This window comes from Bacillus sp. 01N45 (assembly GCF_056399205.1).
The window spans coordinates 66,041-91,393 of the sequence record NZ_JBFTQW010000005.1 but is presented as its reverse complement, the minus strand read 5'-3'; the positions used below and the strand labels follow the sequence as shown (position 1 = coordinate 91,393).

Here is a 25,353-nt window from a genome sequence, read left to right as displayed (position 1 = left end):
TAGAAAGGTTTATAATTTATGTTGTTGAATTGTTTTTTTGTAAATAATACAGAGAATGATTGGAGCGCTTACACTTGGAAAAAATAAAGAAACTATCAATCCCTAATGATGTTAGAGTAATCGTAATATCTGATATTCATGGAGAATTACTTCTTTTAAAAGAATTACTACAGAAAGTTAACTTTAAAGATGAAGATTATTTAATTATTAATGGTGATCTTTGTGAGAAAGGAGGAGACAGCATCGGCGTCGTAAACTACGTTATGAATCTTGTAAAGAACAATTCAAATGTTCACGTTGTTGAAGGGAATTGTGAAGTTTTAGTTGATGCGCTTTTAAATGAAAATCCTGGTCTTATCAATTATTTATGTACGAGAAAGCATTCGATTTTTAATGAATGGTTAGAGTGTGTGCATTTCTCTATTCATGAAGGTACGCCTATTCAAAAAGTAAGGGAAGTATTAATGAGCCATTTTTCAAAAGAAATAAAGTGGCTGACAGAATTGCCAACAGCGCTTGAAACAGAAGATTATATCTTTGTACATGCTGGCCTTGATGATAAAGAAGATTGGAAAGAAACAGAGCGCAAAAATGCGATAGCAATGCCAGAGTTTTTCAATAAATCACATAGAGCAAATAAGTATGTAGTTGTCGGTCATTGGCCTGTTGTAAACTATTCAGATAAGGCACCGTCTAACAATCCAGTTATTGATGAGGAGAAAAAGATTATTGCGATTGATGGGGGAAATGCGATTAAAGAAGCAGGACAATTAAACGCATTTATCATTCAAAGGAAACCAGCAGGTGATATGTTTTCTTATACATATGTAGACTATTTTCCAGAATATGAAGTGATAGCAGATTTTAATGCGAATTCAGAAATGCAAGGCGGGGTAACATATCCATATTATTACATAGAGCCGATGGAGAAGGTGCAAGAATACACAATATGCAAGCAAAAGGAAAAGAATACATTACTTTATGTGAAAAATGAATATATTAGGCAGCTTGAGTCAGGTGATTACACAGTGAAAACCGATATTTCTTGTGCACAAATATGTGTAAGGAAAGGGGACATTGTTTCTCTCATTGATGGAAGCTGTTCAGGATATGATTTAGTGAAAAGAGATGGAATAGAAGGCTGGATAGAGAAAGGGATTTTAGTTGAGATAGAAAAAATGAAAAAGAAAACGTTTAGCTGAAATAGGAGGTATAGAACCTCCTATTTTTTTATTACCTTTTTAAATGAGTAGATTGCTTGCTGTCTTTCATAAGTAAGTAAATCGTACTCGGTAAAATGGCAAGCGTCATTCCTAAAATAATTGCGATTATAGCATAACCTCTATACGGAACAGGAACGATAAATGGAAGCCCGGCTAGGAAAATACCTGCTATTATCATTGAAATACTACAAATATTTGAAGCTCTTTTTTCAAGATGTTTATCATTCCATTCCAATGAAACCGTTGATTTACTCGTATCGATTTTGGAACTGAAATAGCCTATTAATATAAATAAAAGCCCTAATGCTAAAAATATTAAATGATCAAGAGGAAGAGTGAAGCCAAGAGCGATGAGAGCAATGACAATATCGACAAAAAATAAAAATAGTAAAATTGTGTTGCCAATCCAAAGGAGAAATTTCTGGTTACTCGCTGCTTTAGATAAAGCTAAAAATAAAAAGAATAAGAAGGTACATATAATTATATTTACGATAACAAAAGTGCTTTTATCCATTGTTGATGTAGGCGTTCCATTGAAGTCCCATTTAGTAACAATACGTAATGGTAAGAAGAAATAGAGAATAATATTTGTTGTAATAATAGTGAGAAATAAAGTAATACTAAATCGATTATTCATTGAATCACCAGCTTTCCACATGAATAATTGGTATCTTATAACAAAATTATACAATATAATAAACGATATTTGTTTTGATTTTTCTGAAAAAACATTATAATTATATATGAAATAAAGAGGAGTGTAGGAGGAAATTATGCAAAACGTAAGAGTAAAAGGGGATAAAGTTACAATTCGTGCAATTGAAGAATCAGATATAAAAACATTATGGGATCTCGTATTTAAAGAAGAAAATCCAGAATGGAAAAAATGGGATGCACCGTATTTTCTGTTTTCAATGCAAGAATACTCGTCTTATAAAGAGAAGATGAAAACTCGTTTAAAAGAGGAACCTCTATCCAATTTAATTATAGAAAATAACGGTCAAATTATAGGGGCAATCGGGTTTTATTGGGAATATAAACCGACGCGTTGGTTAGAGATAGGGCTTGTTATTTATAATCCAAATTACTGGAATGGTGGTTATGGTACAGAGGCGTTAACGTTATATCGAGATTTACTATTTGAAAAGATGGAGATTGGCAGAGTAGGAATCACGACTTGGTCTGGCAATGAACGAATGATGAAAGTAGCGGAGAAAATAGGAATGAGCTTAGAAGGTAGGATGCGAAAATGTCGTTATTATAACGGGACGTACTATGATTCTATTCGAATGGGAATGATTCGTGAAGAATGGGAAGCGTTATATGTAACGAAGGGGTGAGAAAGTATGTACGCTATTATTGCTACATTTGATCGTGTGTTTACTAATAAAATTATAGAATTACAAAATGAAATAACAAATATCATTGGCACAAATCAATTAGCCGGAGTAGAACCTCATATTACATTAGCTGATTACAATGAGGTAGATGTTAACTTATATACTAAGAAATTAGAGGAGTTTGTAGCTGTTCAAGAAAATATGGCTGCAATAAATTTTCCTTCTGTTGGAGTTTTTCCTACTAATGGAACGATCTTTTTAGCACCGACCATTACAGATGAATTGTTAAAACTTCATCATTCTTATCATGATAATTTTAAAACTTTTCATGATAATTTAAATTCATATTATGTACCAGGAAAATGGGTTCCGCATTGCACGATTGCAAATAAGTTACATGCAAATCAGTTTTTAAGTGTAATGGAATATATATATGAAAAATTTGATTATGCAACAGCTTCAATTGAGAAATTAAAATTAATTAAAGTGAATTATGAAAATGGTTCTGCCATTTCTTCTAGTATATTAGCAGAATATAAGTTAAAGAGAATGGAGACAACGAGATGACATATGTAATTAGAGAAATGAAGCAAGAAGATATTCACGCTGTACAATCCGTAGCGAAAATAGCTTGGCATGATACATACGAAAGCATTATTCCGAGAGAGATTCAAGACAGATTTTTAGACGAGGCCTATTCTGATGAAAAAATGAAATATCGTCTTGAAAATACACATTTATTCGTTGCGGAAGAAGAGGGAGAAGTAATTGGCTTTGCGAATTTTTCACCTGTTAGATTGCAAAACGAAGCAGAATTAGGAGCGATTTATTTGTTACCAGATCAGCAAGGGAAAGGGGTAGGAAGTGCTTTATTACAAAAAGGGTTAACGGAATTAAAAGGAATTCGGAAACTATACATTCATGTAGAAGCAGCGAATGAAAAAGGAAAACGTTTTTATGAAGCGAAAGGTTTTGCACAATTAGAGGAATTTGAAGAAGATTTTGAAGGACATATGATGCAGACAGTAAGGATGGTTTTATACGTATAGGGAGGATTAGTAATGAAAATTTTTGATTTTAGTGAAAAAGTGGGAAAGAAAATCTCAGCATTTCAATCTAATTTCATAATGTCAAAAATATTAAACCATAAAGGAAATGTACATATTGGTGCTATGCATTTACGAGAGAATGGAATAATTGGATATCATGAAGCAGTTGTATCACAGCTGCTTCTTATTGTGGATGGAGAAGGATATGTATGCGGAGCAGATAAAGAAAATGTGAAGGTGGAAGCGGGACAGGCTGTGTTTTGGGAGAAGGGCGAATTTCATGAAACGATTACGGAAAAGGGATTGCTGGCAATTGTGATTGAGTCGGAGGAACTTGAACAAGCGATAGTAATGCCTATTAATGAGTGGAGTTGTGAAAAATGTTAGAAAAGGCGAATCGAGAAGAAACGAATGAAATCTTACAGTATGCAGCTCAATCACTTTTTGAAGGGACAAGAGGGAATTGTCGATTAAGTATAGAGAAAGCGATTGAAATTACAAAGCCAATAGTGGAAAAGGGAGCATATTATTTAGTTATTAAAGAAGAAAAGAAAGTAATAGGATGGGTATTAATAGGGGAAAATACAGACTATTTTTCTCGTGAAAAACTTGGATTTATATATGAGTTATACGTTTTTCCAGAATATCGAGGGAAAGGACTGTCGAAAGAACTGATGGAAGCTGGTATTAAGGAATTGAAGGAGACGTATTCAGAAATTCGCTTAAATGTATTTGCCGGGAATTTTGCGAAAGAGATGTACGAAGAGTTTGGTTTTGTTGAAAGACAGGTAATTATGACTTTGAAGTGAGAACAATAGGCTTGAACGGGAGAGGGGAAAGAATGAGAAAAGAAAATGAGTATGTTTCGTATTTACAAAGAGTGTGTCCTGAATTACAAATAAGATCAGCTTATATAAATGAAATTGGCCAAAATAATGATGTATTAATTGTAAATGATAATGTAGTATTCCGTTTTCCGAAATATGAAAAAGGTATTCAAAAACTTCGAATAGAATTAGCTAGTTATGGAGAGGAGTTTTTACAACTATTTTCAGCTCATTATCCTAATTTAGAAGCAGTAAAGGAACGAATGTATTTTTATAAAAGTACATTTGCGCTTCAAGAAGCATTGTTTGGTGTACTAAATAATGATAAAAAAGCCTTTGAAGCTGGATTAGCACAATATGTATAAAAAGCCGATTTCAAATCGGCTTTTTATTATCGGTACATCGTCCACATCCCTATATCTTTAAACCCTAATCGTTTATAAATTCGTCCAGCAGCCGGATTATTATAAAACAAGCAAAGTGTTCGGCCTTCTTTCGTAAAGTCTTGAATCATTTTTTGCAATATGAGTGAAGCAAATCCATTTCCGCGGTAGTTCGGATGCGTACATACGCCAACTACCATAGCGGATAATGAATTTTCAGCAGATGTAGAGGCGGATGCAATAATAGCGCCGTCTTTTTCAATATAGTATGTACGTCCTGTGTTTGTTTCGAGAGCTTGTCTTAATATTTTCTCTGATTCATTAGCAGTCGGAAATTCAACGATGTTACTTCGTAATTGCATTATTCGCTTTACATCATCTAGTGTGGCAAGTTTAATTGTTTCTTGGACAGGTGTAATAGGTAAGTTGTTGTCATTTAGACATTCACAAAAATACATTTCATTTTTGACACCTAGTTGTATGCTCGGAGCGGTTTCAAATCTTTCTACAATAGTTGATTTGCCAGAGAGTTTAAGCGGCTTATAGGCGGAAATAAGTGCCTCATAATCAATGGTAATAAATTCTTCTTTACTATAGGGTATAAATGCATCATGGAAGCGGAGTAAAATCGATTTTAATGTTCCATTCTCTTTAAATACGCCCCATAATTCTTGAAAGTCTGTTTCATAACCGAAAGCTTCTAAATCCCCAATAATAAACAAGTTAAGGGCTGCTTCTTCTTTTAGGTAATCGAATACTTGTTCATGATCTTTCTTTGTTAACTTTCGCATCATAACGAATCGACCTCTTTTTTACTTTTCTAAATATTACAACTTAAGTTTTTTGAAATCAATATAAAATTTTATGTTTAGTTCACCAACTTTCGGAAAAACTAGGAAAGATATGACAAAGGAGGTTATGAACGGTGGATCATCCAATTCAAGGGTTAATGAAAGCGGCAATGGAAAATTTAAAAGAAATGGTCGATGTAAATACGATTGTTGGAGAGCCTGTTCAAACGGCTGACGGTGGTGTGGTGTTAACGGTTTCTAAAGTGGCGTTCGGTTTTGGAGCAGGAGGTTCTGATTTCCAAACGAATGATGGCCAAAGAGCGAACGGTAACCCTGCATTTGGTGGCGGTAGCGCGGGTGGTGTTTCTATTACACCAGTAGCATTTCTTGTAGTGAATAAAGATGGAGTAAATATTCTGCATCTACAAAATGCGACACATTTAGCAGAAAAAATGATTGAATTAGCTCCACAAACAATTGATAAAATTCAATCGATGTTCCAAAAAGATGAAAAGAAAGAGGGAAATCATCATCCTCAAAACCCAGATGAAATCCTTTAAAAACACCTGCTCACGAGCAGGTGTTTTTTCTTGTAATCACTATGTAATAAAACACATGAAATTGTAAATAGTTTTTGAATTTTTTTCTATGTTTCTAAAATTTTTCATGTTAAAATATGCTATAGAATTGAAACATATAAAACGAAGGTGGCTAGGTGCTTTGTCTGGAGGATCTGACCAAGTAAAAAATATGATATATATTAATGGTAATCGTCGGGGTCATTGTTTTATTACATCAGGAATTACGTTTAAAGAGTTTGCAAGTAACATCCCTTCACCGCTTCATCAAGTGTTGCTTTTGAAGCATAACTTTGAATGGACAGATTTTCATTATCATACTTTATTTGAATATGTTGAGGAAGAAAATATACATAAGCTAATTCAAGCAGAGATTGATGAATTTGATGAATTTTGTTGGGTAGATTTTGATGATGCAAGCGATTTAGATGAATTAGAGCCAAAAGAAATTGCAGAGCTTTTATATTTGGCTCACAAAAAAGAACCACTTGCAAGAACATTCTTTCCGCTATTGAAAAATAGATTTGTTTATTTTTCACATGATGACGGATGGTACAACAAAGTGTATTATCGTAGAATTGCTGACTTTGTAGGGATGTTAAGTAAAGTCATTCCTTATAAACTCGGTGCTTTTGGTAAGAAACGTTTTTCTTTGTTCCAAAAATCAAAAATTTTCCCAGCAATTTCGAAAGAAGTGATCATGGGGCTTCTTCCATTAATGGAGGATGGTCTTTATATTGATCTAGCAGGGAAAATTGAGTCAAGAAGAGGTCTTGAAATTCCGGTATATGTAGTTGGTTCGTATGAAAGTACGGATGAGGTGCTAGATAATATCGATGAATTGAAAGAAGAAGCAACAGAGACAGGCTGGCTTATTTTTGATAAGAAAGAACAAGAATGGCAATGGGTTGTGGACTAAGAAAACTTGGCGCATGAAGTCAAGTTTTCTTGTCATTTGAAAGGAGTACAAATGAAGAAATATTATACAATTGTGGGTATTGTAAGTATTATTCTCGTAGCGATTTTACTTATTACTTGTCCGAAAGAATCGGATTTTAAAGTATATGTAGAGGATAAGTATGCATTGAAATGTGATGAGAGTAGTTTTGAATGCACACAAAATGTAGATGGTAAAAAAGAAAAATTACAATTTGAAAGTACAGATGCACGAAATGGTGTATTCTTTATGACTGCAAAGCAAACATTTAAAACAGAAGCTGGTGTTACGAAAGAATATAGCGGAGTAGGAATGTTTGGTACATTTCTTTTTGTTTCAGAGAAGACTTTCTAGTAATAGAAGGTCTTTTTCTTATGCTTATGTTCATATAGATGAAGTAAGACAAGCATAGGAGGGATAGTAATGAAGAATACATGTATCGTTTGCGGTGGTGAGGAGTTTTTTTCCTCAACTTTGTATGCACGTACGAAACAAGATTGGGCATATGCGCCAAACATGTACCGTTTTGAAAAGGTGTTTATTGAACATAGGGATGAAGAAAATTATCCAGTGTTTCAAGAAATTACAGCGAAACATTGCTGTGGATGCGGTCATATTATGTTGTATCACGAATGAACACACCAAGTATAACTTGGTGTGTTTTTTTAAAACGCTGACAAAGAAAGCGGATAGAGTAAAGTAAATAAAACAGAAAAACTACCAAAACCAATTGCTGTATATCCAAGTGTTCTTGCTCCGAAATTGACAGCTAATAAGCCGACTAAAATCGCAAGAGAGCCGAGTGTAACTGGATAAAATGCAATTGAGAAAAGCGAAAGAAATAAAGCGACATAGCCTACCATTGCACCGGTGTTTGTACCTTCTATTTCATTTGCAATTTCTTTACGCTTATGTCTAATTGGTATGCCAGCTGGTGATATTTCAGCTGCATACTCTTCGTGTTTTTCACCACTTTTAAAATGATGATTTCTCTTTCTTCGCATGTACATCCCTCTCTTTCAATTGGGTGTACCTATAGTATCTTACACAAAGAGAAGAACATGAGTATGAGTTAAACCCAAGTAAAGCAAAAATTGGAGAATAAAGATTCCGTTATTAGCTTGTACATCTCCTAATGAAGATAAACAGGAATTTTGGAAAATGATGTAGAATGAAATGAATGATAAAACGTGAAGGCAGGGGAATGTATGACGAAATTTAATTGGCATGAATCAGCAGAGAAAAAATGGGATAGTAGTGCAGAATTTTGGAATCAAAATAGTCAAGAGATGTGGGACAGCGGGAGTAGGAGTACAATTATTCCGTTTTTTGAACAGTATGTGAAGAAAGAAGCTCAGGTGCTCGATGTTGGTTGTGGGGATGGATATGGTACATATAAATTAAGTCGCGCGGGCTATAAAGCAGTTGGAGTAGATTTATCAGAAGTGATGATTCAAAAAGGGAAGGAGCGTGGAGAAGGACCGAATTTATCTTTTATAAAAGGGGATCTTTCTTCCTTACCATTTGAAAATGAGCAATTTGAATCAATTATGGCAATAAATTCTTTAGAATGGACCGAGGAGCCATTACGAGCATTAAATGAGATAAAGCGCGTTTTAAAAAGAGATGGGTATGCATGTATTGCAATTTTAGGACCGACAGCAAAGCCTCGAGAGAACAGTTATCCTCGTTTATATGGCAAAGACGTTGTTTGTAATACGATGATGCCTTGGGAGTTTGAACAGTTAGCGAAAGAACAAGGTTTTGAAGTTGTAGATGGCATCGGTGTATATAAGCGCGGAGTAAATGAGAAGATGCTAGGTCAACTACCTATCGAGTTACAACAATCGTTAACATTCTTATGGGTATTTATGTTAAAAAACGCATAAAGAAATGAAAGAATTTTTAGGGGGTAAATAAGTGCAGAAAATACAAAAAACTGATACAATATCATCAGAACCAATTAAAGGGGGACTAGGGTATATGACAACTACTACAACAGTTAAATCCGATATTGAAATCGCGCAAGAAGCGAGTATGAGGAAGATTCAAGAAATTGCAGCTGAATTAAATATTTTAGAAGATGAATTAGAGCCATACGGGCATTATAAAGGTAAGTTATCTCTTGATATTTTTAAGCGCTTACAGGATGAGAAAGACGGTAAAGTTGTTTTAGTAACAGCGATTAACCCAACTCCAGCTGGAGAAGGTAAATCAACAGTAACAGTTGGTTTAGGTCAAGCTTTTAATAAAATTGGTAAGAAAACAGTAATTGCACTTCGCGAACCATCTCTTGGACCAACGATGGGACTAAAAGGCGGGGCAGCAGGTGGCGGTTTTTCACAGGTTGTACCTATGGAAGACATTAACCTTCACTTTACTGGAGATATTCATGCGATCACAACTGCTAATAACGCGTTAGCGGCGTTTATTGATAATCATATCCAACAAGGGAACACACTTGGAATTGATACGCGTAAAATCGTTTGGAAACGCTGTGTTGACTTAAATGATCGTGCCCTACGTAACGTAGTAATTGGTCTTGGGGGACCAGTTCAAGGTGTACCACGTGAAGACGGTTTTGATATTACAGTAGCATCTGAAATTATGGCCGTATTCTGCCTTGCAACAGATATTCAAGATTTAAAAGCTCGTCTATCTCGCATCGTAGTTGCTTATAACTTTGCAAATCAACCTGTAACGGTTAAAGATTTAGGTGTAGAAGGTGCGTTAACATTATTATTAAAAGACGCATTAAAACCAAACTTAGTGCAAACGTTAGAAAATACACCAGCTATCATTCACGGTGGACCATTTGCGAATATCGCTCACGGTTGTAACAGTGTTATCGCTACAACAATGGCCGCAAAATTAGGTGATTATGTTATTACAGAAGCTGGATTTGGTGCTGATTTAGGTGCAGAGAAGTTTTTAGATATTAAAGCTCGTGCAGCTGGCATTAAACCAGAAGCAGTTGTTATTGTTGCGACTATTCGTGCGCTTAAAATGCATGGCGGCGTAGCAAAAGATCAATTAAAAGAAGAAAATGTAGATGCATTAGCAAAAGGTATGGAAAACTTACAGAAGCATGTTGAAACAATTCAAAGCTTCGGTGTGCCTTTCGTAATTGCAATTAATAAATTTATTACAGATACAGATGCAGAAGTTGCATACTTACAAGATTGGTGCAATGAGCGTGGCTATGCAGTATCCTTAACGGAAGTTTGGGAGAAGGGTGGCCAAGGCGGAGTTGACCTTGCTGAAAAAGTATTAAAAGAAATTGAAAAAGGTGAGAACAACTACGCACCACTTTATGAATTAGAATTACCATTAGAAGAAAAAATCCGTACAATTGCTCAAAAAGTGTATGGTGCAAAAGATATTGAATTTGCTCCGAAAGCACGTAAGCAATTAGCTCAATATGAAGGAGAAGGATGGAGTAACCTACCAATTTGTATGGCTAAAACACAATACTCTCTTTCTGACGATGCAACAAAATTAGGTCGTCCGTCTGACTTTATCGTTACAATTCGTGAGCTAAAACCATCAATTGGTGCAGGGTTTATCGTTGCGTTAACAGGAACAATGTTAACAATGCCAGGCCTTCCAAAACAGCCAGCAGCACTACAAATGGATGTAAATGAAGATGGAAAAGCAGTAGGTTTATTCTAAAAGGTTGTAATTCATCTCGTTTATCTGTAAACTATATATACATCAAGTGGCGCCTTTCCATCGAAAGGCGCCTGTTTTTTGGAGGAAATTATGTTTGATCCAACTGCTTTTGATAATTTAAAAGTAATCGTAGAAGGTGCTGTTTATGATTTTGATTTACATGGAGATATTCTTGTAACAGATCGAAAAGATATGATGAACCTTGCCTCATTAAGTCGTATATACCATATTTCATTTCAATTAACAGAACCGTTCGAACCGGTAGTAAAAGCAACATTTTCACTATCTGTAGATGCAAAGAACTTGTCTGGTGAAATATTGGAAGTACCACAATTTACACCAGGTTGTGAAATGAAGTTAGCATTTTCATTCCCGATAGAAAAGCCAGAGGTAGTGTGTGAAGAAATTGAAAATTTCATGCATTCTATATGGGGAAAAGAAAGAATGATTACGCAGAAAATTTCATACGAATATAATAAGCAAGCGATTTCATATCATAATAAGGTAGAGGTTATATTTCAAAAAGCGATTACAGAAGACCATGTTGATGATTTAATAGCTGTTATTTCACACATGATAGAAACGGTGCGAACAATACAACATTTTCTTCAAAAATAGAGATAAAGGAGAAAAACAAATGATAAAAGATATGCAACCATTTTTACAACAAGCTTGGGAGAAGGCTGGTTTTAAAGAATTAACTGAAATTCAAAAACAAGCGATTCCAACTATTTTAGAAGGACAAGACGTTATAGCTGAATCTCCAACTGGAACAGGAAAAACATTAGCGTACTTATTACCCCTTTTACATAAAATTAATCCTGAAGTAAAACAACCACAAGTTGTTGTTTTAGCGCCAACACGTGAGCTTGTAATGCAAATTCACGAAGAGGTTCAAAAGTTTACAGCAGGGACTGAAATTTCAGGGGCATCTTTAATTGGTGGTGCAGATATTAAGCGCCAAGTTGAAAAATTAAAGAAACATCCGAGAGTAATTGTCGGTTCACCAGGACGTATTTTAGAATTAATTCGAATGAAAAAGCTAAAGATGCATGAAGTAAAAACGATTGTATTTGATGAGTTTGATCAAATTGTAAAACAAAAGATGATGGGCGCAGTACAAGATGTAATTAAATCTACAATGCGAGATCGTCAATTAGTATTCTTCTCGGCGACAATTACAAAAGCGGCAGAAGATGCTGCACGTGATTTAGCAGTTGAACCACAATTAGTACGTATAACACGTGCAGAGTCAAAAAGCTTAGTTGAGCATACGTATATCATTTGTGAGCGACGCGAAAAAAATGATTACGTAAGAAGAATTATGCATATGGGCGATGTAAAAGCAGTTGCTTTCTTAAATGACCCATTCCGTTTAGATGAAATTACTCAGAAATTGCAATTCCGTAAAATGAAAGCAGCGGCTCTTCATGCAGAGGCAAGTAAGCAAGAGCGTGAAGCAACGATGCGTGCTTTCCGCGGCGGGAAATTAGAAATTCTACTTGCTACTGATATTGCAGCACGCGGTATTGATATCGATGATTTAACACATGTAATCCACTTGGAGTTACCAGACACAGTAGACCAATATATTCACCGCTCAGGACGTACAGGACGTATGGGTAAAGAAGGAACAGTCGTTTCTCTTGTAACACAACAAGAAGAGCGTAAATTACTTCAATTTGCAAAAAAACTAGGCATCGTATTTACGAAGCAAGAAATGTTCAACGGATCATTTGTAGAAACGAAACCGAAAGCACCAAAGAAAAAGAAACCAGCATTTACTGGGAAGAAAAAGCCTAGATAAATAAAGAGAAAGACGTAACTATTTGTAGTTACGTCTTTTTTGTTTGTAATTGAATGAAAGAGGAATAATAATAGTACCTGTAGAAACCTACATAGAATATAAAAACCATTAGGGGGAAATGAAATGATTCATAAAGTTGGACAAATTATGTTATATGTAAACAATCAAGAAGAGGCAGTACATTTTTGGACGGAAAAGGTAGGGTTTCATGTAGTTGCAGAGGAAGATAATAAGCAAGGAATGAGATGGGTTGAGATTGCTCCGACTAGCGGTGCAGAAACGAGCATTATATTACATAATAAAGAAGTGATTTCTAAGATGAGCCCAGAATTAAATCTTGGTACACCATCTTTAATGTTCTTCTCAGAAAATCTTGATCAATTATATACAGATTTAAAAAATAAAAATGTTACTGTTGGTGAAATGGTAACAATGCCTTCTGGTAAAGTATTTAACTTTGCTGATAGTGAAGAGAATTATTTTGCGGTTATGGAAAAGAACAAATAATAATATTGCTATGTGAAAATCCCCCTCAAATATATTGAGGGGGATTACATGTTTGAAGTGGATTTTTCATTAGAGAGTTGATTAATAAAAAATGCCCCTTTTTCAATAGCTGTTTCAATATAACCAACGATTTGATCGAACGTAAATACTTGTAAGTTTTCATGTAAATGTTGCTCTGGATACAACATATCTTCAAAAAGATACTTTCGAAAAGCTAAAACGTTTTCTTTAGAAACCTCTTCAATATCTATAATGTGAGCCTCTTGATTGAGAAGAGAGAAGAGCCGTTGTTCTTTATCGTAATGATAAAGTAATTTTGCGTTCAATAATTTAAAGTCGTTGTAGTACATAGGCGCGATAGTTTCGTCATTTTCGATTCTGTTTTTAAGCCAAGGTAGAAAAAAGCCGCTTAGCCAATTATCATCGGCAATGAGGTGGGTGCAATAGCCTAGGAGAAAAGGGGACTCCATATAATCTTTATATTTATGAATAAATGATCCATAATCAATTCGTCTCGTATAGTCTTTTGTTGAGCCGGCGTAAAAATGTGAGGTGACTTTTTCTATCTTTGAATGCACAGCATCGGGGGCTACGCCTCCAAGTATAAAAGAAGTTTTATCTTGAATCGATAATTTCTCGGCAATCCTGTTAGCGATAATAGCATGCATAATTCGTGATCCCATGAATGACACCTCGGTTTCAAGTATTCATTTCAGGAAGGGGACTGAACAGTTAGTATTACTTTCCCTGTACTTTTTCTACTTTCGACCCATTCATGTGCTTTCCCTGCATCTTGAAGTGGAAAAGATTTCGCAGCTTTCATTTTCAGACGGCCATCACGTAAATAACGGAAAACTTCATTTGCAGTTTTTTGGAGTAGTTCAGGACGTTTTTTTCGTGTAGTACCAAAACTAAAACCGAGTATAGAGCGGCAACTTGCGTGTAAATCTTTCGTTTGGAAGTTACCAATTTCACCGCTTGCATTTCCGAAATGAACGAGGCGACCATAATAAGCAAGACATTTTAAACTTCTTTCCGAAACCGTTCCAGAAATAGAATCTAAAATTACATCAACCCCTTCACCGTTGGTCAGCTCATTGACTTTCTCTACAAAATCTACATCTTGACGACAAATAACATAATCAGCTCCAGCGTCTAAAGCGATTTTACTTTTCGCTTCATTTCCGACAGTACCGATAACAGTTCCAGCCCCTAATAGTTTAGCGATTTGAATTGCTGTCGTACCAATCCCACCAGCCGCTGCATGAATGAGTACAGACTCATCTTGTTGAAGCCTTGCTACATTTGCGAGTAAATTATAGCTTGTAAAAGATACAATCGGACAAGCAGCTGCAGTTTGAAAATCGACTTCATCAGGCAAAGCAAAAGTAAGGTTTTCGTTTGCGACAACGTATTCTGCGTAAGAGCCATCTTGAGGAAAAGCAATGACACGTTGTCCAGGATAAATATTTTTCACATGAGAACCGACTCGTTCTACAACACCAGCGGCATCTATCCCTGGTATAAAAGGTAGTGCTTTATTTCCTTTTTTACCATAACGGGATTTAATATCGGCGAAATTTATACTAGTAGCAACAACGCGAATCAAAACTTGATCTTTTGAAATAGCCGGCATATCCACATCTGTATATTTCATCACTTCAGGACCACCGAACGACGTTACAATGATAGCTTTCATTATATATCCTCCTAAATTTGACTATATAAATCATTTTAAATGTTCATTAGAAATTGGAAAATTATATAATAGTTATGTGTGATTATAAGTGAAGCTTATGAACATATTGAATCATTATATTGTGATTATAAGTGAAGCTTATGAACATATTGAATCATTATATTAATCTATATAAAAAAACTTTTGAAAAAATCGAACGAAATGTCAATTACTTGCCAATATATAGTGTAAGACAAAGGAGGGATGGTATGTGAAGGGTGAAACAGAGTATACAGATTTGATCCAATTAACTTTATCAGGCAATAAAGAAGCATATAGCAAGTTGTATGATAAAACGATTCAAGAAGTATATAAAACAGCACATTTTTTAATTGAAGATAAAACGGATGTAGATGATGTCGTTCAAGAAATATACATACAGTTATATGAATCGCTTCGTAAGTATGATAGCAAGAAGCCATTTAGACCTTGGCTAATTGGGCTTACGATTAAACAAATTCATTCTTATAGAAGAAAGAGGTGGATGCGACTACGAATTATAAAAAAAGCAGAAGAGCAAAGAAAACCAGTACAAATTGATTTTTCTAGCGATGTTGTAAGTAAAATATCAAATCAAAAATTAATCGAACTCATTCATAAGTTACCGTATAAATTGAAACAAGTTATTATCTTAAGATACTTACACGATTACTCTCAAGAAGAAGTAGCACAAATATTACATATTCCAATCGGTACAGTGAAGTCTAGAATTCATGCGGCACTAAAGAAACTACGTCAAAAAGAGCAAGTAGAAGAAATCTTTTTAGGAGAGGTAGGGAATGTGAAATGAGTTTAGATTGTAGAGTTAGAAAATCTATACAAGAAGAAGCGAAGGGGATTATTGCCCCGCCGGGGTTAAAAGAAAAAGTAATCGTTCAAATAAAAATGAATCACGGCGGGAGTAAGATGAAGAAACGCCTTATTGCAGGAGTGCTTGCAGCAGCATTTTTAATCCCAACGACTGGTTTTGCTTACCAATCTATTATGGCGGATGGTATATACGGGTCGTTTGAGAACTTAAAAAAACATGCCGGAGCGATGACATTAGAAGCGTATATGCGTTTTAATGCAAAGTTATCAGAAGCGAAAGACGAAATGGGTGCGAAGGAATATGAAGAGTTTACAAAAGAACTAAAGAAATTAACAAATGCAAAGCTTGCGTACGGGGATTCGAACGGTAATATTGATTATGATCAATTATCACCAGAAAAAAGAGAAGAAATGAAAAAGGTAAGTATGGGCCTTCAACCATACTTTGATAGATTAAATGGTCATAAATCTAGTAAAGAAATATTAACGCAAGAAGAGTTTGACCGTTATGTGGAAGCTTTAATGACATATGAAATCGTACAAGTAAAGACAAAATCAACTGGTGGGATGAAAGTAGAAGAAGTACCTGAGGCGTATAAAGAAAGATTTATTAATGCGGAGCAGTTTATGGAGTATGTAGATGAAAAGGTGAGATAAGTAAAAAGCTCAAAGCCTAAGCTCTGAGCTTTTTTATTGAAACGTAAAATTATTAACCACCTATTCCTTTTGCTAGCGATAAGAAATATACAAATACTAGTATTACTGCATTTAATGCTGTACCACCTATTCCGAATAACCAATTCTTTGATGCGATTGCAAAAATAATACCGAGTAATGAAAGTATAGCTAGAATCACAATAATTAAAGTTAAGTTTGCATTAGGTCCTCTTAAAATAAAGAAAGAACATATACTTGCAAGAAACGTTAGAAACGAGAAAGCACCTAATTTATACATAATAAGTCTCCTCTGGATAAAATGCATTGTGATCTAAATACAACCAATTTAATTTTAACATAATTCCCCTTTTTGTTTATATCGGCTTTTACAATTAATATCAGATTTATAAACAAACTGACCTAATTAGCAACACTTAAAAAATGGTTATCAATTATATTTTTTCATATTTGCAGTATCTTTTTGTATAAAACAATCTAAAAGTGAATAACCAGCTATTAAACTAATTATCGTAACAAAAGTTGTATTTATAAGAATAATATTAGCTAAATAAGGTAAGTATTGGCCAAGTGGTGAAAAGAGTAGAGCTGGGGAAAAGGAAATTAATATTGTAGGCACTGTAATAGCGATAAACTTATCCGGTTGAAAGCTCCAGTTTTGTTTACTCGTTTCGCGATTAATCGATTGAAGGAATCGTAATAATATGCCAACTATAAGAGGGAAGATTGTAAAGTAGAATAATCTTGGATAAACGTTAAAATTCACCTGCGCATCTGTATCTAAATAAAATTGAATTTTCACTCCGACAAATAATAATAAGACGATAAATAATGTAAAGCAGAGGTATAGCATTACTTTTTGCATTGCATTCCACCATCCTTTACTCAAAATATATTCAAAGAAAAAAGAGATATACAATAACTACTGTTGTATATCTCTTCTTTTACGGTTATTTAATAGTGGAGTTTGCTTTTTCTTGCTTCGTGAAATAATCAATAATGCCCATAGCGCTAATTTCTATATCTAGATGTAAAATGTTGTAAACAGAATGATCTGATGGAACGTTTAACTTTGTAAGATGAGAAGAGATCTTATCCATTAATACAGTTTGTAAAGCTTTAGTCGCTTCATTGAAATCCGTGTACTGTTTAAAGATCTCTTTTCCAGTATGAACGAAAATAGGTAGCCAATGTTCCAGTTGGTTATATACTTCTGTAACATTAGAGGATGCACCGTAATGACCGAAATAAATAGTATCTACATTCATACTTTGAATGTGATTTTTAGAAGCAATCATCGCATCTGGTTGGAATTGTGAAGGGGACGTTGATGGTAAATATAGTTCGACACCAAGGTCTGCGAGTTCTCTATAATAAATTCCAATTGTATCGCCAGTAAAAATGCCGTTTGTTAATGAATCGTGAATGCTAATATGGTGTTTAGCATGTCCCGGTGTATCGTAAAATGTAAGTGTACGGTCTGCGGCAATTTTTAACGTATCACCATTTTGTACAATATGAACACGTTCTTCTTCTATAGGAAGAATTGGATCAAATAGTTTATCGAAATCTTCTTTGTATACAGCTTTTGCGCCTAAAATGAGTTTTGTTGGATCAATCATATGACGAGCACCGCGAGAATGCACATATAAAGTAGCGTTTGGGCATTTTTCCATCATTAAACCAGCAGCACCGGCGTGATCTAAATGAACATGTGTAACGATAATGTTTTTAACTTCGTTTAAATCAATATGTAATTGTTGTAAGCCGTCTAAAATATACGGAAGAGAAGGGGCTGCACAAGTTTCAATTAAAGTAATATCGTCACCTACTAAAACGTACGTACCAGTTCGTTCATTATGTTGTAAATCAAAATCATCAATAAGATATAGGTGAGAAGATAATTGCTCTACTTTTTTCATCATTACCACTCCTTAGTTACTGTATGTTTCTATTATACGCTAAAATAGAAAAAAGGCAGAAAACGAAAGCTCGTCTTCTGCCTTTTTAAAGTGTTATTATTTCGTTTGGTCTTTATTGATAGACATAACGAACAGTCCAACTATGCCACCAACGATTGGAAGCATAATTTCTCCTGCTAAATTAAAGTAGGAGCTTAAAAATAAACCATTTACATCGATTACCCAGCCAATCACATACAATAACATCATATATAGTACGAAATAAAACTCGCGATTTGAAATCGTTTCATGTTGTGCAGTTTTCATAATGAACACCATCCTTTTCTTTTATAATGGAATATAAACTGTCACATTTTGTTCACAATTTAATTGTAAAACTTTCCATCATAAAAGTCTAGTAGTTTGTGTCGAATTTTCGAACAGAAATAAAGCGCTATCATATCGGGGTGTAAGTACGTAATAAGAGCTGTATATTCATGAATGTAGTATAGTATAGTATAAACATAGAATGATAGTGAAGAGAGGGGTAAGGAAAATGACAGTTTATGATTTTTCAGCTAAAACGATAACAGGAGAAGATAAATCGTTAAAAGATTACGAAGGAAAAGCACTTCTTATTGTAAATGTAGCTAGCAAATGTGGTTTTACACCACAATATAAAGGATTACAAGAAGTATATGATAAATATAAAGACCAAGGACTAGAAGTACTCGGTTTCCCTTGTAACCAATTTGGAGGACAAGAACCAGGTACAGAAGCAGATATTACTAGTTTTTGTGAATTAAACTACGGTGTGAATTTTCCGATGTTTGCAAAGGTTGATGTGAAAGGTGATAAGGCACATCCGCTTTATACATACATGACAGAACAAGCTCCAGGTTTACTCGGTATGAAAGCAGTGAAATGGAATTTTACTAAGTTTTTAATTGGAAAAGACGGGAAAGTAGTAGGGCGTTTTGCGCCGCAAACGAAGCCGGTTGATTTAGAGGTTGAGATTGAGAAGGTACTAGGAGAATAACTAGAAGTTTCACTTTATTAAAAAAGCCTCAAAGAACAGGGTAGTTCTTTAAGGCTTTTTCTGTGAACTCACATTAACAAGATTAAATCGCTGAATGGAAGTCATTTGATTTAGGCGGAGAGGCTGCTTTTTTCATAAGAATTTCCCATAAGTGTACGGATTTCTTCCATTCTGCTACGGCCTGTCCCTTTTGATACATAGCGTTCTCATAACTGAAAGTAAGTTGTTGCATATGAGCCGAGTTGTAAAGTGTATCAATGTGGAGAGCATATTCTCGGAATGTTTGACTGTCCCCTCGTGGTATACCAATTCTGCCAAATTGTTTTAAAAGTGCACCGTAAGCTTTGCTATAAACAGCATCATCTTTTCGGTATTTGTAGAAAAGAATAATAAAAAATGTAATCCATTTCATTCTAGTAGCGAAGAGAATGTATCCGATGATACTAATTAGTATCGTAGAGAGGAATACGTACCACCAAGAAAATCTATTTTTGGAATTTGTAAGCTTTTTAGTAGGAGTTTCTTCTGTATCTTCTATTAAACTTTTAAGCTTTGCTTCATTGTTTTTTTTGTACATTTCCGCGTTTTGAGGATTAGTTTCTTCACTATTTTGTAAAGTAGGAGCAGGAGTATTATTTGTGAAATTATAGGGATTGGTAAATCCTTTTGTTGGTTCGAATGGAATCCATCCGTATCCTGGGAAATATACTTCGACCCAAGAGTGTGCGTTATCGTTCGCGATTTTATATACATCCTCACCTTCTGCACCAACTAGTGTGTTATCAAGAGTTCCTTCTGTATAACCTTTTACCCATCGAGCAGGAATCCCAGCAGAACGAAGTAACACAATCATAGATGTCGAAAAATTATTACAGTAGCCGCTTTTTGTATCAAAAAGGAATTGATCAACATAATCTTGATTTTTGGCAGGGAACAACACATTCATTGTTTCATATACGAAAGAATGGTCGGTGAAGTAATTTTCAATAGCTAATACTTTATCATATCGGTTGTCTTTATCATTTGTTAGATTAACAGCTAAGTCTCTTACTCGCTGCGGTAATGATTCGGGAAGTTGCGTGTACTTTGTCATGAAATAAGGATTTGTTTCTTGGCCTTCATTCGTGTTTACAGCTTTCAATTTTTCTATGGAAAACTCCGGGATCTCATACGTTACTTTATATGAATTTAAAGTAGTAGAGGAGTCTCCGTGCATCGTATAGATTTTTTCTGAAAAGGGGTCAACGCTGTATGATATATCTGAAGAAGCCTCAACTGATATTAACCCTGCTGGATAGGTAAGATGAGGATATCTTTTTTGCATGTTGATTGTTGCCTTAGTTGTCTCCGTTTTTGTATTTTGTTCGTACCAGCTCACGACGTCGTTTTTATTTTTAAAAGAAACCTTTTTTTGATTTTCAGAAACTTCCCAGCCTTTTCCTGTATAAAAATCTTTCGTTTCGACTCTCCAATATTGTTTATTTTGCGTTTGTGCTGTGAAAACAATTGTAGGATCTGCCTTAAAAGGACCGCCTAATCGTGAGTCATCTAAACCATACCCAATTTTAGAAACTTCTTGTTTTTTACCTGCTTCGGATGTGTTGAATTTTAAAAAATCCATTGGGTTTAGCCATTGAGGGCCAAATTTTGGAGCAAAGTATGCGATAGTTGCTGACAATACAATAAATATTGTAAGAGGTTTAAGTAATTTTGAGATTTCTCTAGCATAATTTTGTAAGTGTTCCATCTCTTTTATTCGTTCTATGCGAAGAAGACTAAGCATAAAAAAGCCGATGACAACAGTACGAATAATAGCGTAGTTTGCATTGTATAAATGTAAGTTATGAAAAATGGTGATATAAATAATAGTCAATATAAGAAATAACAACCCACGTTTTTTATGAATCATCCAAAAAGAGATGAAAGCACTCAAAAACCAAAAGGATAAAAAAAATAAAAGTGTTGGAAAAACTGGAGAGATATCCAACAAATTCCCCTGAAATAACAGGGAGGAATTTCGAGAAATATCAGTGGAAAATTTCGTTAGCCAAGATGGATTTATAAAAGCGTTTTTATAATATAGGAAATGAATGATGAATAAAATTGTGACGATCTTTATTGGAATCTGCCACCTTGTTTGAAAAAAAGAGAGCGTGAAGCAAATCCCTATAAATATTACGAAAACATCTAATCTACCTACGTTTGTAATACCTACGAGGGGCCTTAGCCATTCTAGTAAAAGTAGAAATGCGCATGCATGCATGAAAAATCTAGTCATATCCCATTGTTTTTTTGCCTGTAATGTTATCATGTGCTCACCTCAAAAAACACGTTTGTATACTGGTTTCCATAAACCACATTTACAAATATTTGTCGTTTTTGTAGAGTTTCTAGAATACTGAGTTCTCGGTGTGAGAGTTGATTTGCTTTTTCTTTTACGACAAACACCATTAATTTTCTATTTTTTATAGCAGCAAAGTCAGCCGCCTTTTGAATATCGGGAGAAAGATCGCTTATCACGAGTATAATCGTGACGGGCTCATAAATTTTTCTTAATTCCATTTCTACACTCCGGGAGAGCGGGAATACACTATCTGCTTGTACTTTCGCTAAATGACAAAAGATTTGATGTAACTGACTATCTCCATTGTCTAAAGGGAAAAAAGTTCGTTCTTTTCCGACAGATACGAATGACGCCGGTGAATTTTGCTTCAAGACAGACCTGACAATAGAGGCAGTAAATGTGACGACTGATTCGAATAGAGGGGATGGGGTTCTGTCCATGAATATCATAATATTATGGCTGCGCTGTTGTTCAAACTCTTTCGTCATAATGTTGTTTGTTCGTGCAGTTGCTTTCCAATCAATCCACGAAAAGCGATCACCAGGTTTATATTCCCTGACACCGACAGAAATGGTAGAGTCTTTTACTAAATTTATATTTGCTGAAAGTGCTCCTTGTTCGAAATGATTTTCCATTTGTCGATATGTTATATCTACATACTGAGGGTAGACTAAAAATGTATCTGGAACTGAAAAAGTTACTTCTTTCTCCATCATACCGAATAGATCGCCAGTTTTGACACGTACGCTTGAAAAAGAGTGCTCTCCTCTAGGGATTGTGTCAATTGCATATTGAAACGAAATATTTCGTTTCAATCCTGGAAAGAGTATTACTTTATTCATCTTCGTTTGTTTACAATTTGTAAATTGTGATGGCAGTTCATCTTCTATAATTAAATAAAGTAAGGGAAAAGGGAAACTTCTTTTTATTGTAATCGTACTTAAAAATGGTTCTCCTGCTACATATTCGCCTTGATTTGTTATTCGTTTTACCTCGGCGTTCCGTAAAGCAAAGAAGGGAAGCAATAGTGAATAAAGGCCAATAGGAATCGCACTGTAAAACAAAAACCAACTTACAAATCCTCCTTGAAGCATAGCGTATACAAATGTTAAGACTAGGCATAACGGAATGAGTGATAACTTAGTAAAATGATAGAGTGCTCGTAGTATCCGTTTCATCAAAGGTTCATCTTCCTTTGAGTAGGTACGGTAGTTCGCGCAACGATTTTTGCGATAACTTGTTCTCCTGTTATTCCTTCAAATTTTGCCTCCATTTTTAGAATGAGTCTGTGAGCTAACACGTAGGGAGCTAAAAATTTAACATCGTCTGGAATAACATAATTTCTACCATGGATGAATGCATAAGCTTGTGAAGCTTTCATTAAAGCAATCGAGCCACGTGGACTTGCACCTAGTTGAATAGAACTATAAGAACGAGTCTGACTAACAAGCTTTACAATGTAATGCTTGATTGCTTTTTCCATGCTTACTTCCCGTATGCTTTGTTGTAAATAAAGTAATTCTTCTATTGTTGTAATAGCTTGTAAATGGGAGAGGGGATTTGTTTTTTCCATCCTGTTTAAAATTTCAAATTCTTCTTCTTGTGTAGGATATCCCATTTTTAGTTTCAATAAGAAACGATCGAGCTGTGCTTCTGGTAAAGGATATGTTCCCTCATATTCGACCGGATTTTGCGTAGCCATTACAAAGAACGGTTTTGGTAACGGTCTTGTTATGCCATCTATTGTAATATTGCCTTCTTCCATACTTTCAAGTAAGGCAGATTGTGTTTTTGGAGATGTACGATTAATTTCATCAGCAAGTATAAAATTCCCCATGATTGGTCCAGGCTTGAACTCAAATTGGAGCTCTTTCGGATTATAAATAGAAACACCTGTAACATCTGACGGCAGTAAATCAGGTGTGAATTGAATGCGCTTGTAATCAGCATCAATTGATTTAGAAAGTGCACGTACTAACATTGTTTTCCCAACGCCAGGCACATCTTCTAATAGTACATGACCTTCAGCTAAGAGAGCTGTCAAAGCTAAGATCGTTTCTTTTCGCTTTCCGACCATTAACTTTTCAATATTGGTAATTATTTTTTCTATAATGGGATGTAATGAATCAAGCTGGTGCATCGTAATCCTCCTAATGTGTTATTATCGTTTTCTAATCTATTTAGTGAAAAATAGAATGTATCCGTCTAATTGCGGGCAGTAAAGATTCTATCTTTAATTCTGAGAATATTCAGATTATTTATCGCGATTACATCTAGTATAATTGTTTCCGTAACTTAGGGCAATATGGTAAATAATGATTTCTCGTTTTATGGGAAATACGTTTTGATATAGAATAGTATCGTCGGTAAAAGTAGAAGAGGGGAAGGAAAGGAAAGATTGACCTCAATGAGCAAAATAAATAGCGTAGGAAACCCTACGCGTAAAGTTTGGAACATATATTAATACGCCTTGTGATTAAAATGTATATGAATAAAATAAAGTCGGCTTCACATGAAGAGGCCATCTATTTAAATTATTACACTCCTTTAATTTTTATCTTTTTTATATTCTTTTCGTTTATTTAACCAAATATGAATCAATTCTACCAATTCCATTGTTTCAATCTCACAATATTCTCCTTTACCATCTTCGGCTAAATTGTCTAACACAGTAGTTGTGTCGTTCCGGATTTCTAAACCGCAAATGTTGCCATTTACTACTACATAATTTTTATCTCCGTTTAAAACACTATGTATTTCTTCTAAAATCCAATCTCCAAAAGCTGAAACTTCAATTCCTAAAAAAGTTTCAACAAGTTTTATTTCTTGAGGAAGTCTCATAACTAAATCACTACCGTTAAGTACTTCAAAACTATATGGATATTTCATGACTATTTTACTCCTTTATTTCTGGCTTTAGTGACTCTATTTACTTCTCTATTAAGGTAATAAATTCTTATACTATCATTACTCTTGTCCTACTTACATTTATAGTAAAAGTAGATTGTTATTAAACTTATTTATCCAATATCTCTCTGATGTAGGTATGAGTTCAGTGAAATCTTCATATGTACCTATCCAATCTTTTGGTACATAGTTTTCGTATGATGCCGGTTCTGGAAACATTGAATATAGTATTTTATTATCAAAGTTAATTAATAAGACTGGACTATAATCTAATAGATCTTCTCCTGCATTCTTCCTTTTAATATTTTCAAGTAGTAAATAATTTAATTCTTCTTTAGTTGTTTTATATTGATTAATCCTTACTAAAAATACTTCTACATTTTCATGATCTAATACTTTTATTCCATTTCTTTCTTCCGTTTCATCATTATCTTCAATGCTTATACCTAAATTTTTATATGCATTATCTAATTTATTATAATCTAAAAACCATAGTTCTTTATCTGTTACATACCACCTAAACTCATTTTTATATATGACGGCTACTATAATGTTTTCTGCATAAAGCGGTTCTAATATCATAATCTACTCCTTTTATTATTATCTTAATATCCTGCCATTCTGGTGTATTCTTCTCTTCATTCAATCCAAGTTGCTGGCAAATCATATGGATTTCCTGGCGTTTTTGGTTCAACTATTTTCAGGATACTTACCCTTAGTATGGTGGATTGAAAGTATTGTATTTTCATTTATAAACTTATCTTACGATTTAGGCAAATCAAATTTAACTATTCCCAAATTACTTCCGTTATTATATAAGAAATT

The 25,353-nt window shown here is 34.5% G+C and carries 33 protein-coding genes; 19 read left to right on the top strand and 14 right to left on the bottom strand.

Annotated features, from left to right (window positions below; all coding sequences use genetic code 11):
• The first annotated feature begins 74 nt into the window (after window positions 1-74).
• Window positions 75-1,202: a metallophosphoesterase gene (locus AC1DMU_RS13405; protein ID WP_088063133.1), complete on the top strand. Its 1,128-nt coding sequence runs from the start codon at window positions 75-77 to the stop codon at window positions 1,200-1,202.
• Window positions 1,203-1,233: 31 nt separating this feature from the next.
• On the opposite strand, the gene AC1DMU_RS13400 is transcribed toward AC1DMU_RS13405, so the two are convergent.
• Window positions 1,234-1,860, bottom strand: coding sequence for a DUF1648 domain-containing protein (locus AC1DMU_RS13400; protein ID WP_088063418.1), 627 nt, complete (start codon window positions 1,858-1,860; stop codon window positions 1,234-1,236).
• A 136-nt stretch (window positions 1,861-1,996) separates the two neighbouring features.
• On the opposite strand from AC1DMU_RS13400, the gene AC1DMU_RS13395 reads away from it, so the two are divergent.
• Genes AC1DMU_RS13395 through AC1DMU_RS13370 form a run of 6 tightly spaced genes read left to right on the top strand, consistent with a single transcriptional unit; the run spans window position 1,997 to window position 4,804 of the window.
• Window positions 1,997-2,563 (top strand): GNAT family N-acetyltransferase, encoded by a 567-nt coding sequence (locus AC1DMU_RS13395; protein ID WP_088063134.1) that lies wholly within the window; start codon window positions 1,997-1,999, stop codon window positions 2,561-2,563.
• 6 nt (window positions 2,564-2,569) lie between these two features.
• Window positions 2,570-3,130 carry a 2'-5' RNA ligase family protein gene (locus AC1DMU_RS13390; protein WP_088063135.1) on the top strand — a complete coding sequence of 187 codons (561 nt, stop codon included), beginning with the start codon at window positions 2,570-2,572 and terminating at the stop codon, window positions 3,128-3,130.
• A complete protein-coding gene (locus AC1DMU_RS13385; protein WP_087982712.1) occupies window positions 3,127-3,612 on the top strand; it encodes a GNAT family N-acetyltransferase in 486 nt (161 codons plus the stop codon). The genes AC1DMU_RS13390 and AC1DMU_RS13385 overlap by 4 nt, the downstream gene beginning before the upstream one ends.
• A gap of 12 nt (window positions 3,613-3,624) precedes the next feature.
• Complete coding sequence (locus AC1DMU_RS13380) at window positions 3,625-3,999, top strand: cupin (RefSeq protein WP_088063136.1); 375 nt, start codon at window positions 3,625-3,627, stop codon at window positions 3,997-3,999.
• Window positions 3,993-4,421 (top strand): GNAT family N-acetyltransferase, encoded by a 429-nt coding sequence (locus tag AC1DMU_RS13375; RefSeq protein ID WP_088063137.1) that lies wholly within the window; start codon window positions 3,993-3,995, stop codon window positions 4,419-4,421. The genes AC1DMU_RS13380 and AC1DMU_RS13375 overlap by 7 nt, the downstream gene beginning before the upstream one ends.
• Window positions 4,422-4,453: 32 nt before the next feature.
• The gene (locus AC1DMU_RS13370; protein WP_088063138.1) at window positions 4,454-4,804 is read left to right on the top strand and encodes a hypothetical protein; all 351 of its coding nucleotides are present in this window, start codon (window positions 4,454-4,456) and stop codon (window positions 4,802-4,804) included.
• A gap of 26 nt (window positions 4,805-4,830) precedes the next feature.
• Here the strand turns inward: AC1DMU_RS13370 and AC1DMU_RS13365 are convergent, their stop codons facing one another.
• Window positions 4,831-5,616, bottom strand: a complete 786-nt coding sequence (locus tag AC1DMU_RS13365) for a GNAT family N-acetyltransferase (RefSeq protein ID WP_088063139.1) — start codon at window positions 5,614-5,616, stop codon at window positions 4,831-4,833.
• Window positions 5,617-5,747: 131 nt separating this feature from the next.
• Here AC1DMU_RS13365 and ytfJ point away from each other — a divergent pair, with 131 nt between their 5' ends.
• The 4 genes from ytfJ (at window position 5,748) to AC1DMU_RS13345 (ending at window position 7,764) form a co-directional block, all read left to right on the top strand.
• Window positions 5,748-6,173, top strand: coding sequence for a GerW family sporulation protein (gene ytfJ, locus AC1DMU_RS13360; RefSeq protein WP_000349987.1), 426 nt, complete (start codon window positions 5,748-5,750; stop codon window positions 6,171-6,173).
• Between the two features lie 160 nt (window positions 6,174-6,333).
• Window positions 6,334-7,110, top strand: a complete 777-nt coding sequence (locus AC1DMU_RS13355; protein WP_000014094.1) for an oxalate:formate antiporter — start codon at window positions 6,334-6,336, stop codon at window positions 7,108-7,110.
• A 51-nt stretch (window positions 7,111-7,161) separates the two neighbouring features.
• A complete protein-coding gene (locus tag AC1DMU_RS13350) occupies window positions 7,162-7,482 on the top strand; it encodes a hypothetical protein (protein WP_048540982.1) in 321 nt (106 codons plus the stop codon).
• Between the two features lie 69 nt (window positions 7,483-7,551).
• Window positions 7,552-7,764, top strand: a complete 213-nt coding sequence (locus tag AC1DMU_RS13345; protein ID WP_000798747.1) for a hypothetical protein — start codon at window positions 7,552-7,554, stop codon at window positions 7,762-7,764.
• A 29-nt stretch (window positions 7,765-7,793) separates the two neighbouring features.
• Here AC1DMU_RS13345 and AC1DMU_RS13340 read toward each other — a convergent pair whose 3' ends face one another.
• Window positions 7,794-8,132, bottom strand: a complete 339-nt coding sequence (locus AC1DMU_RS13340) for a hypothetical protein (RefSeq protein WP_060488565.1) — start codon at window positions 8,130-8,132, stop codon at window positions 7,794-7,796.
• A gap of 204 nt (window positions 8,133-8,336) precedes the next feature.
• Here AC1DMU_RS13340 and AC1DMU_RS13335 point away from each other — a divergent pair, with 204 nt between their 5' ends.
• The 5 genes from AC1DMU_RS13335 to AC1DMU_RS13315 all read left to right on the top strand — a co-directional run bounded on the left by AC1DMU_RS13335 (window position 8,337) and on the right by AC1DMU_RS13315 (window position 13,114).
• A complete protein-coding gene (locus AC1DMU_RS13335; RefSeq protein WP_060488566.1) occupies window positions 8,337-9,017 on the top strand; it encodes a class I SAM-dependent methyltransferase in 681 nt (226 codons plus the stop codon).
• A 94-nt stretch (window positions 9,018-9,111) separates the two neighbouring features.
• A complete protein-coding gene (locus AC1DMU_RS13330) occupies window positions 9,112-10,800 on the top strand; it encodes a formate--tetrahydrofolate ligase (RefSeq protein WP_087983223.1) in 1,689 nt (562 codons plus the stop codon).
• Window positions 10,801-10,890: 90 nt separating this feature from the next.
• Window positions 10,891-11,418, top strand: coding sequence for a hypothetical protein (locus AC1DMU_RS13325; protein WP_142291720.1), 528 nt, complete (start codon window positions 10,891-10,893; stop codon window positions 11,416-11,418).
• Window positions 11,419-11,437: 19 nt separating this feature from the next.
• Window positions 11,438-12,607 carry a DEAD/DEAH box helicase gene (locus tag AC1DMU_RS13320; protein WP_000588608.1) on the top strand — a complete coding sequence of 390 codons (1,170 nt, stop codon included), beginning with the start codon at window positions 11,438-11,440 and terminating at the stop codon, window positions 12,605-12,607.
• Window positions 12,608-12,730: 123 nt separating this feature from the next.
• On the top strand, window positions 12,731-13,114 hold the full coding sequence (locus AC1DMU_RS13315; protein WP_088063141.1) for a VOC family protein: 384 nt from the start codon (window positions 12,731-12,733) through the stop codon (window positions 13,112-13,114).
• A 44-nt stretch (window positions 13,115-13,158) separates the two neighbouring features.
• Here AC1DMU_RS13315 and AC1DMU_RS13310 read toward each other — a convergent pair whose 3' ends face one another.
• Both AC1DMU_RS13310 and AC1DMU_RS13305 read right to left on the bottom strand, forming a co-directional pair.
• Window positions 13,159-13,797: a zinc dependent phospholipase C family protein gene (locus tag AC1DMU_RS13310; RefSeq protein WP_088063142.1), complete on the bottom strand. Its 639-nt coding sequence runs from the start codon at window positions 13,795-13,797 to the stop codon at window positions 13,159-13,161.
• Between the two features lie 29 nt (window positions 13,798-13,826).
• A complete protein-coding gene (locus tag AC1DMU_RS13305) occupies window positions 13,827-14,813 on the bottom strand; it encodes a quinone oxidoreductase family protein (protein WP_088063143.1) in 987 nt (328 codons plus the stop codon).
• A 250-nt stretch (window positions 14,814-15,063) separates the two neighbouring features.
• Here AC1DMU_RS13305 and AC1DMU_RS13300 point away from each other — a divergent pair, with 250 nt between their 5' ends.
• Window positions 15,064-15,642, top strand: coding sequence for a sigma-70 family RNA polymerase sigma factor (locus AC1DMU_RS13300; RefSeq protein WP_088063144.1), 579 nt, complete (start codon window positions 15,064-15,066; stop codon window positions 15,640-15,642).
• Window positions 15,639-16,319, top strand: coding sequence for a DUF3600 domain-containing protein (locus tag AC1DMU_RS13295; protein ID WP_088063145.1), 681 nt, complete (start codon window positions 15,639-15,641; stop codon window positions 16,317-16,319). Before AC1DMU_RS13300 ends, AC1DMU_RS13295 begins: the two co-directional genes overlap by 4 nt.
• A 52-nt stretch (window positions 16,320-16,371) precedes the next feature.
• Here AC1DMU_RS13295 and AC1DMU_RS13290 read toward each other — a convergent pair whose 3' ends face one another.
• The 4 genes from AC1DMU_RS13290 to AC1DMU_RS13275 form a co-directional block, all read right to left on the bottom strand.
• Window positions 16,372-16,617, bottom strand: a complete 246-nt coding sequence (locus tag AC1DMU_RS13290; protein WP_088063146.1) for a hypothetical protein — start codon at window positions 16,615-16,617, stop codon at window positions 16,372-16,374.
• Window positions 16,618-16,767: 150 nt separating this feature from the next.
• The gene (locus tag AC1DMU_RS13285) at window positions 16,768-17,202 is read right to left on the bottom strand and encodes a hypothetical protein (RefSeq protein ID WP_088063147.1); all 435 of its coding nucleotides are present in this window, start codon (window positions 17,200-17,202) and stop codon (window positions 16,768-16,770) included.
• Window positions 17,203-17,287: 85 nt separating this feature from the next.
• On the bottom strand, window positions 17,288-18,259 hold the full coding sequence (locus AC1DMU_RS13280; protein WP_088063148.1) for an MBL fold metallo-hydrolase: 972 nt from the start codon (window positions 18,257-18,259) through the stop codon (window positions 17,288-17,290).
• A gap of 96 nt (window positions 18,260-18,355) precedes the next feature.
• The gene (locus tag AC1DMU_RS13275) at window positions 18,356-18,565 is read right to left on the bottom strand and encodes a DUF3925 family protein (RefSeq protein WP_088063149.1); all 210 of its coding nucleotides are present in this window, start codon (window positions 18,563-18,565) and stop codon (window positions 18,356-18,358) included.
• Window positions 18,566-18,794: 229 nt separating this feature from the next.
• Here AC1DMU_RS13275 and bsaA point away from each other — a divergent pair, with 229 nt between their 5' ends.
• Window positions 18,795-19,277 (top strand): glutathione peroxidase, encoded by a 483-nt coding sequence (gene bsaA, locus AC1DMU_RS13270; protein ID WP_048540953.1) that lies wholly within the window; start codon window positions 18,795-18,797, stop codon window positions 19,275-19,277.
• A gap of 82 nt (window positions 19,278-19,359) precedes the next feature.
• On the opposite strand, the gene AC1DMU_RS13265 is transcribed toward bsaA, so the two are convergent.
• The 5 genes from AC1DMU_RS13265 to AC1DMU_RS13245 all read right to left on the bottom strand — a co-directional run bounded on the left by AC1DMU_RS13265 (window position 19,360) and on the right by AC1DMU_RS13245 (window position 25,110).
• Window positions 19,360-21,588, bottom strand: a complete 2,229-nt coding sequence (locus tag AC1DMU_RS13265) for a transglutaminase TgpA family protein (protein ID WP_088063150.1) — start codon at window positions 21,586-21,588, stop codon at window positions 19,360-19,362.
• Window positions 21,585-22,799, bottom strand: coding sequence for a DUF58 domain-containing protein (locus AC1DMU_RS13260; protein WP_088063151.1), 1,215 nt, complete (start codon window positions 22,797-22,799; stop codon window positions 21,585-21,587). The genes AC1DMU_RS13265 and AC1DMU_RS13260 overlap by 4 nt, the downstream gene beginning before the upstream one ends.
• Window positions 22,799-23,761 (bottom strand): AAA family ATPase, encoded by a 963-nt coding sequence (locus AC1DMU_RS13255; RefSeq protein ID WP_088063152.1) that lies wholly within the window; start codon window positions 23,759-23,761, stop codon window positions 22,799-22,801. Before AC1DMU_RS13255 ends, AC1DMU_RS13260 begins: the two co-directional genes overlap by 1 nt.
• Before the next feature lie 407 nt (window positions 23,762-24,168).
• Window positions 24,169-24,510 carry a hypothetical protein gene (locus AC1DMU_RS13250; protein WP_088063153.1) on the bottom strand — a complete coding sequence of 114 codons (342 nt, stop codon included), beginning with the start codon at window positions 24,508-24,510 and terminating at the stop codon, window positions 24,169-24,171.
• 99 nt (window positions 24,511-24,609) lie between these two features.
• A complete protein-coding gene (locus AC1DMU_RS13245) occupies window positions 24,610-25,110 on the bottom strand; it encodes a hypothetical protein (RefSeq protein ID WP_088063154.1) in 501 nt (166 codons plus the stop codon).
• Between the last annotated feature and the right edge of the window lie 243 nt (window positions 25,111-25,353).

Excerpts from the sequence above, each read along its gene's own strand:
- AC1DMU_RS13400 (WP_088063418.1), bottom strand. The coding sequence starts at position 1,860 with ATGAATAATCGATTTAGTATTACTTTATTTCTCACTATTATTACAACA.
- AC1DMU_RS13395 (WP_088063134.1), top strand. The coding sequence starts at position 1,997 with ATGCAAAACGTAAGAGTAAAAGGGGATAAAGTTACAATTCGTGCAATT.
- AC1DMU_RS13390 (WP_088063135.1), top strand. The coding sequence starts at position 2,570 with ATGTACGCTATTATTGCTACATTTGATCGTGTGTTTACTAATAAAATT.
- AC1DMU_RS13385 (WP_087982712.1), top strand. The coding sequence starts at position 3,127 with ATGACATATGTAATTAGAGAAATGAAGCAAGAAGATATTCACGCTGTA.
- AC1DMU_RS13380 (WP_088063136.1), top strand. The coding sequence starts at position 3,625 with ATGAAAATTTTTGATTTTAGTGAAAAAGTGGGAAAGAAAATCTCAGCA.
- AC1DMU_RS13375 (WP_088063137.1), top strand. The coding sequence starts at position 3,993 with ATGTTAGAAAAGGCGAATCGAGAAGAAACGAATGAAATCTTACAGTAT.
- AC1DMU_RS13370 (WP_088063138.1), top strand. The coding sequence starts at position 4,454 with ATGAGAAAAGAAAATGAGTATGTTTCGTATTTACAAAGAGTGTGTCCT.
- AC1DMU_RS13365 (WP_088063139.1), bottom strand. The coding sequence starts at position 5,616 with ATGATGCGAAAGTTAACAAAGAAAGATCATGAACAAGTATTCGATTAC.
- AC1DMU_RS13350 (WP_048540982.1), top strand. The coding sequence starts at position 7,162 with ATGAAGAAATATTATACAATTGTGGGTATTGTAAGTATTATTCTCGTA.
- AC1DMU_RS13345 (WP_000798747.1), top strand. The coding sequence starts at position 7,552 with ATGAAGAATACATGTATCGTTTGCGGTGGTGAGGAGTTTTTTTCCTCA.
- AC1DMU_RS13340 (WP_060488565.1), bottom strand. The coding sequence starts at position 8,132 with ATGCGAAGAAAGAGAAATCATCATTTTAAAAGTGGTGAAAAACACGAA.
- AC1DMU_RS13335 (WP_060488566.1), top strand. The coding sequence starts at position 8,337 with ATGACGAAATTTAATTGGCATGAATCAGCAGAGAAAAAATGGGATAGT.
- AC1DMU_RS13330 (WP_087983223.1), top strand. The coding sequence starts at position 9,112 with ATGACAACTACTACAACAGTTAAATCCGATATTGAAATCGCGCAAGAA.
- AC1DMU_RS13325 (WP_142291720.1), top strand. The coding sequence starts at position 10,891 with ATGTTTGATCCAACTGCTTTTGATAATTTAAAAGTAATCGTAGAAGGT.
- AC1DMU_RS13320 (WP_000588608.1), top strand. The coding sequence starts at position 11,438 with ATGATAAAAGATATGCAACCATTTTTACAACAAGCTTGGGAGAAGGCT.
- AC1DMU_RS13315 (WP_088063141.1), top strand. The coding sequence starts at position 12,731 with ATGATTCATAAAGTTGGACAAATTATGTTATATGTAAACAATCAAGAA.
- AC1DMU_RS13310 (WP_088063142.1), bottom strand. The coding sequence starts at position 13,797 with ATGGGATCACGAATTATGCATGCTATTATCGCTAACAGGATTGCCGAG.
- AC1DMU_RS13305 (WP_088063143.1), bottom strand. The coding sequence starts at position 14,813 with ATGAAAGCTATCATTGTAACGTCGTTCGGTGGTCCTGAAGTGATGAAA.
- AC1DMU_RS13295 (WP_088063145.1), top strand. The coding sequence starts at position 15,639 with ATGAGTTTAGATTGTAGAGTTAGAAAATCTATACAAGAAGAAGCGAAG.
- AC1DMU_RS13290 (WP_088063146.1), bottom strand. The coding sequence starts at position 16,617 with ATGTATAAATTAGGTGCTTTCTCGTTTCTAACGTTTCTTGCAAGTATA.
- AC1DMU_RS13285 (WP_088063147.1), bottom strand. The coding sequence starts at position 17,202 with ATGCAAAAAGTAATGCTATACCTCTGCTTTACATTATTTATCGTCTTA.
- AC1DMU_RS13280 (WP_088063148.1), bottom strand. The coding sequence starts at position 18,259 with ATGAAAAAAGTAGAGCAATTATCTTCTCACCTATATCTTATTGATGAT.
- AC1DMU_RS13275 (WP_088063149.1), bottom strand. The coding sequence starts at position 18,565 with ATGAAAACTGCACAACATGAAACGATTTCAAATCGCGAGTTTTATTTC.
- bsaA (WP_048540953.1), top strand. The coding sequence starts at position 18,795 with ATGACAGTTTATGATTTTTCAGCTAAAACGATAACAGGAGAAGATAAA.
- AC1DMU_RS13265 (WP_088063150.1), bottom strand. The coding sequence starts at position 21,588 with ATGATAACATTACAGGCAAAAAAACAATGGGATATGACTAGATTTTTC.
- AC1DMU_RS13260 (WP_088063151.1), bottom strand. The coding sequence starts at position 22,799 with ATGAAACGGATACTACGAGCACTCTATCATTTTACTAAGTTATCACTC.
- AC1DMU_RS13255 (WP_088063152.1), bottom strand. The coding sequence starts at position 23,761 with ATGCACCAGCTTGATTCATTACATCCCATTATAGAAAAAATAATTACC.
- AC1DMU_RS13250 (WP_088063153.1), bottom strand. The coding sequence starts at position 24,510 with ATGAAATATCCATATAGTTTTGAAGTACTTAACGGTAGTGATTTAGTT.
- AC1DMU_RS13245 (WP_088063154.1), bottom strand. The coding sequence starts at position 25,110 with ATGATATTAGAACCGCTTTATGCAGAAAACATTATAGTAGCCGTCATA.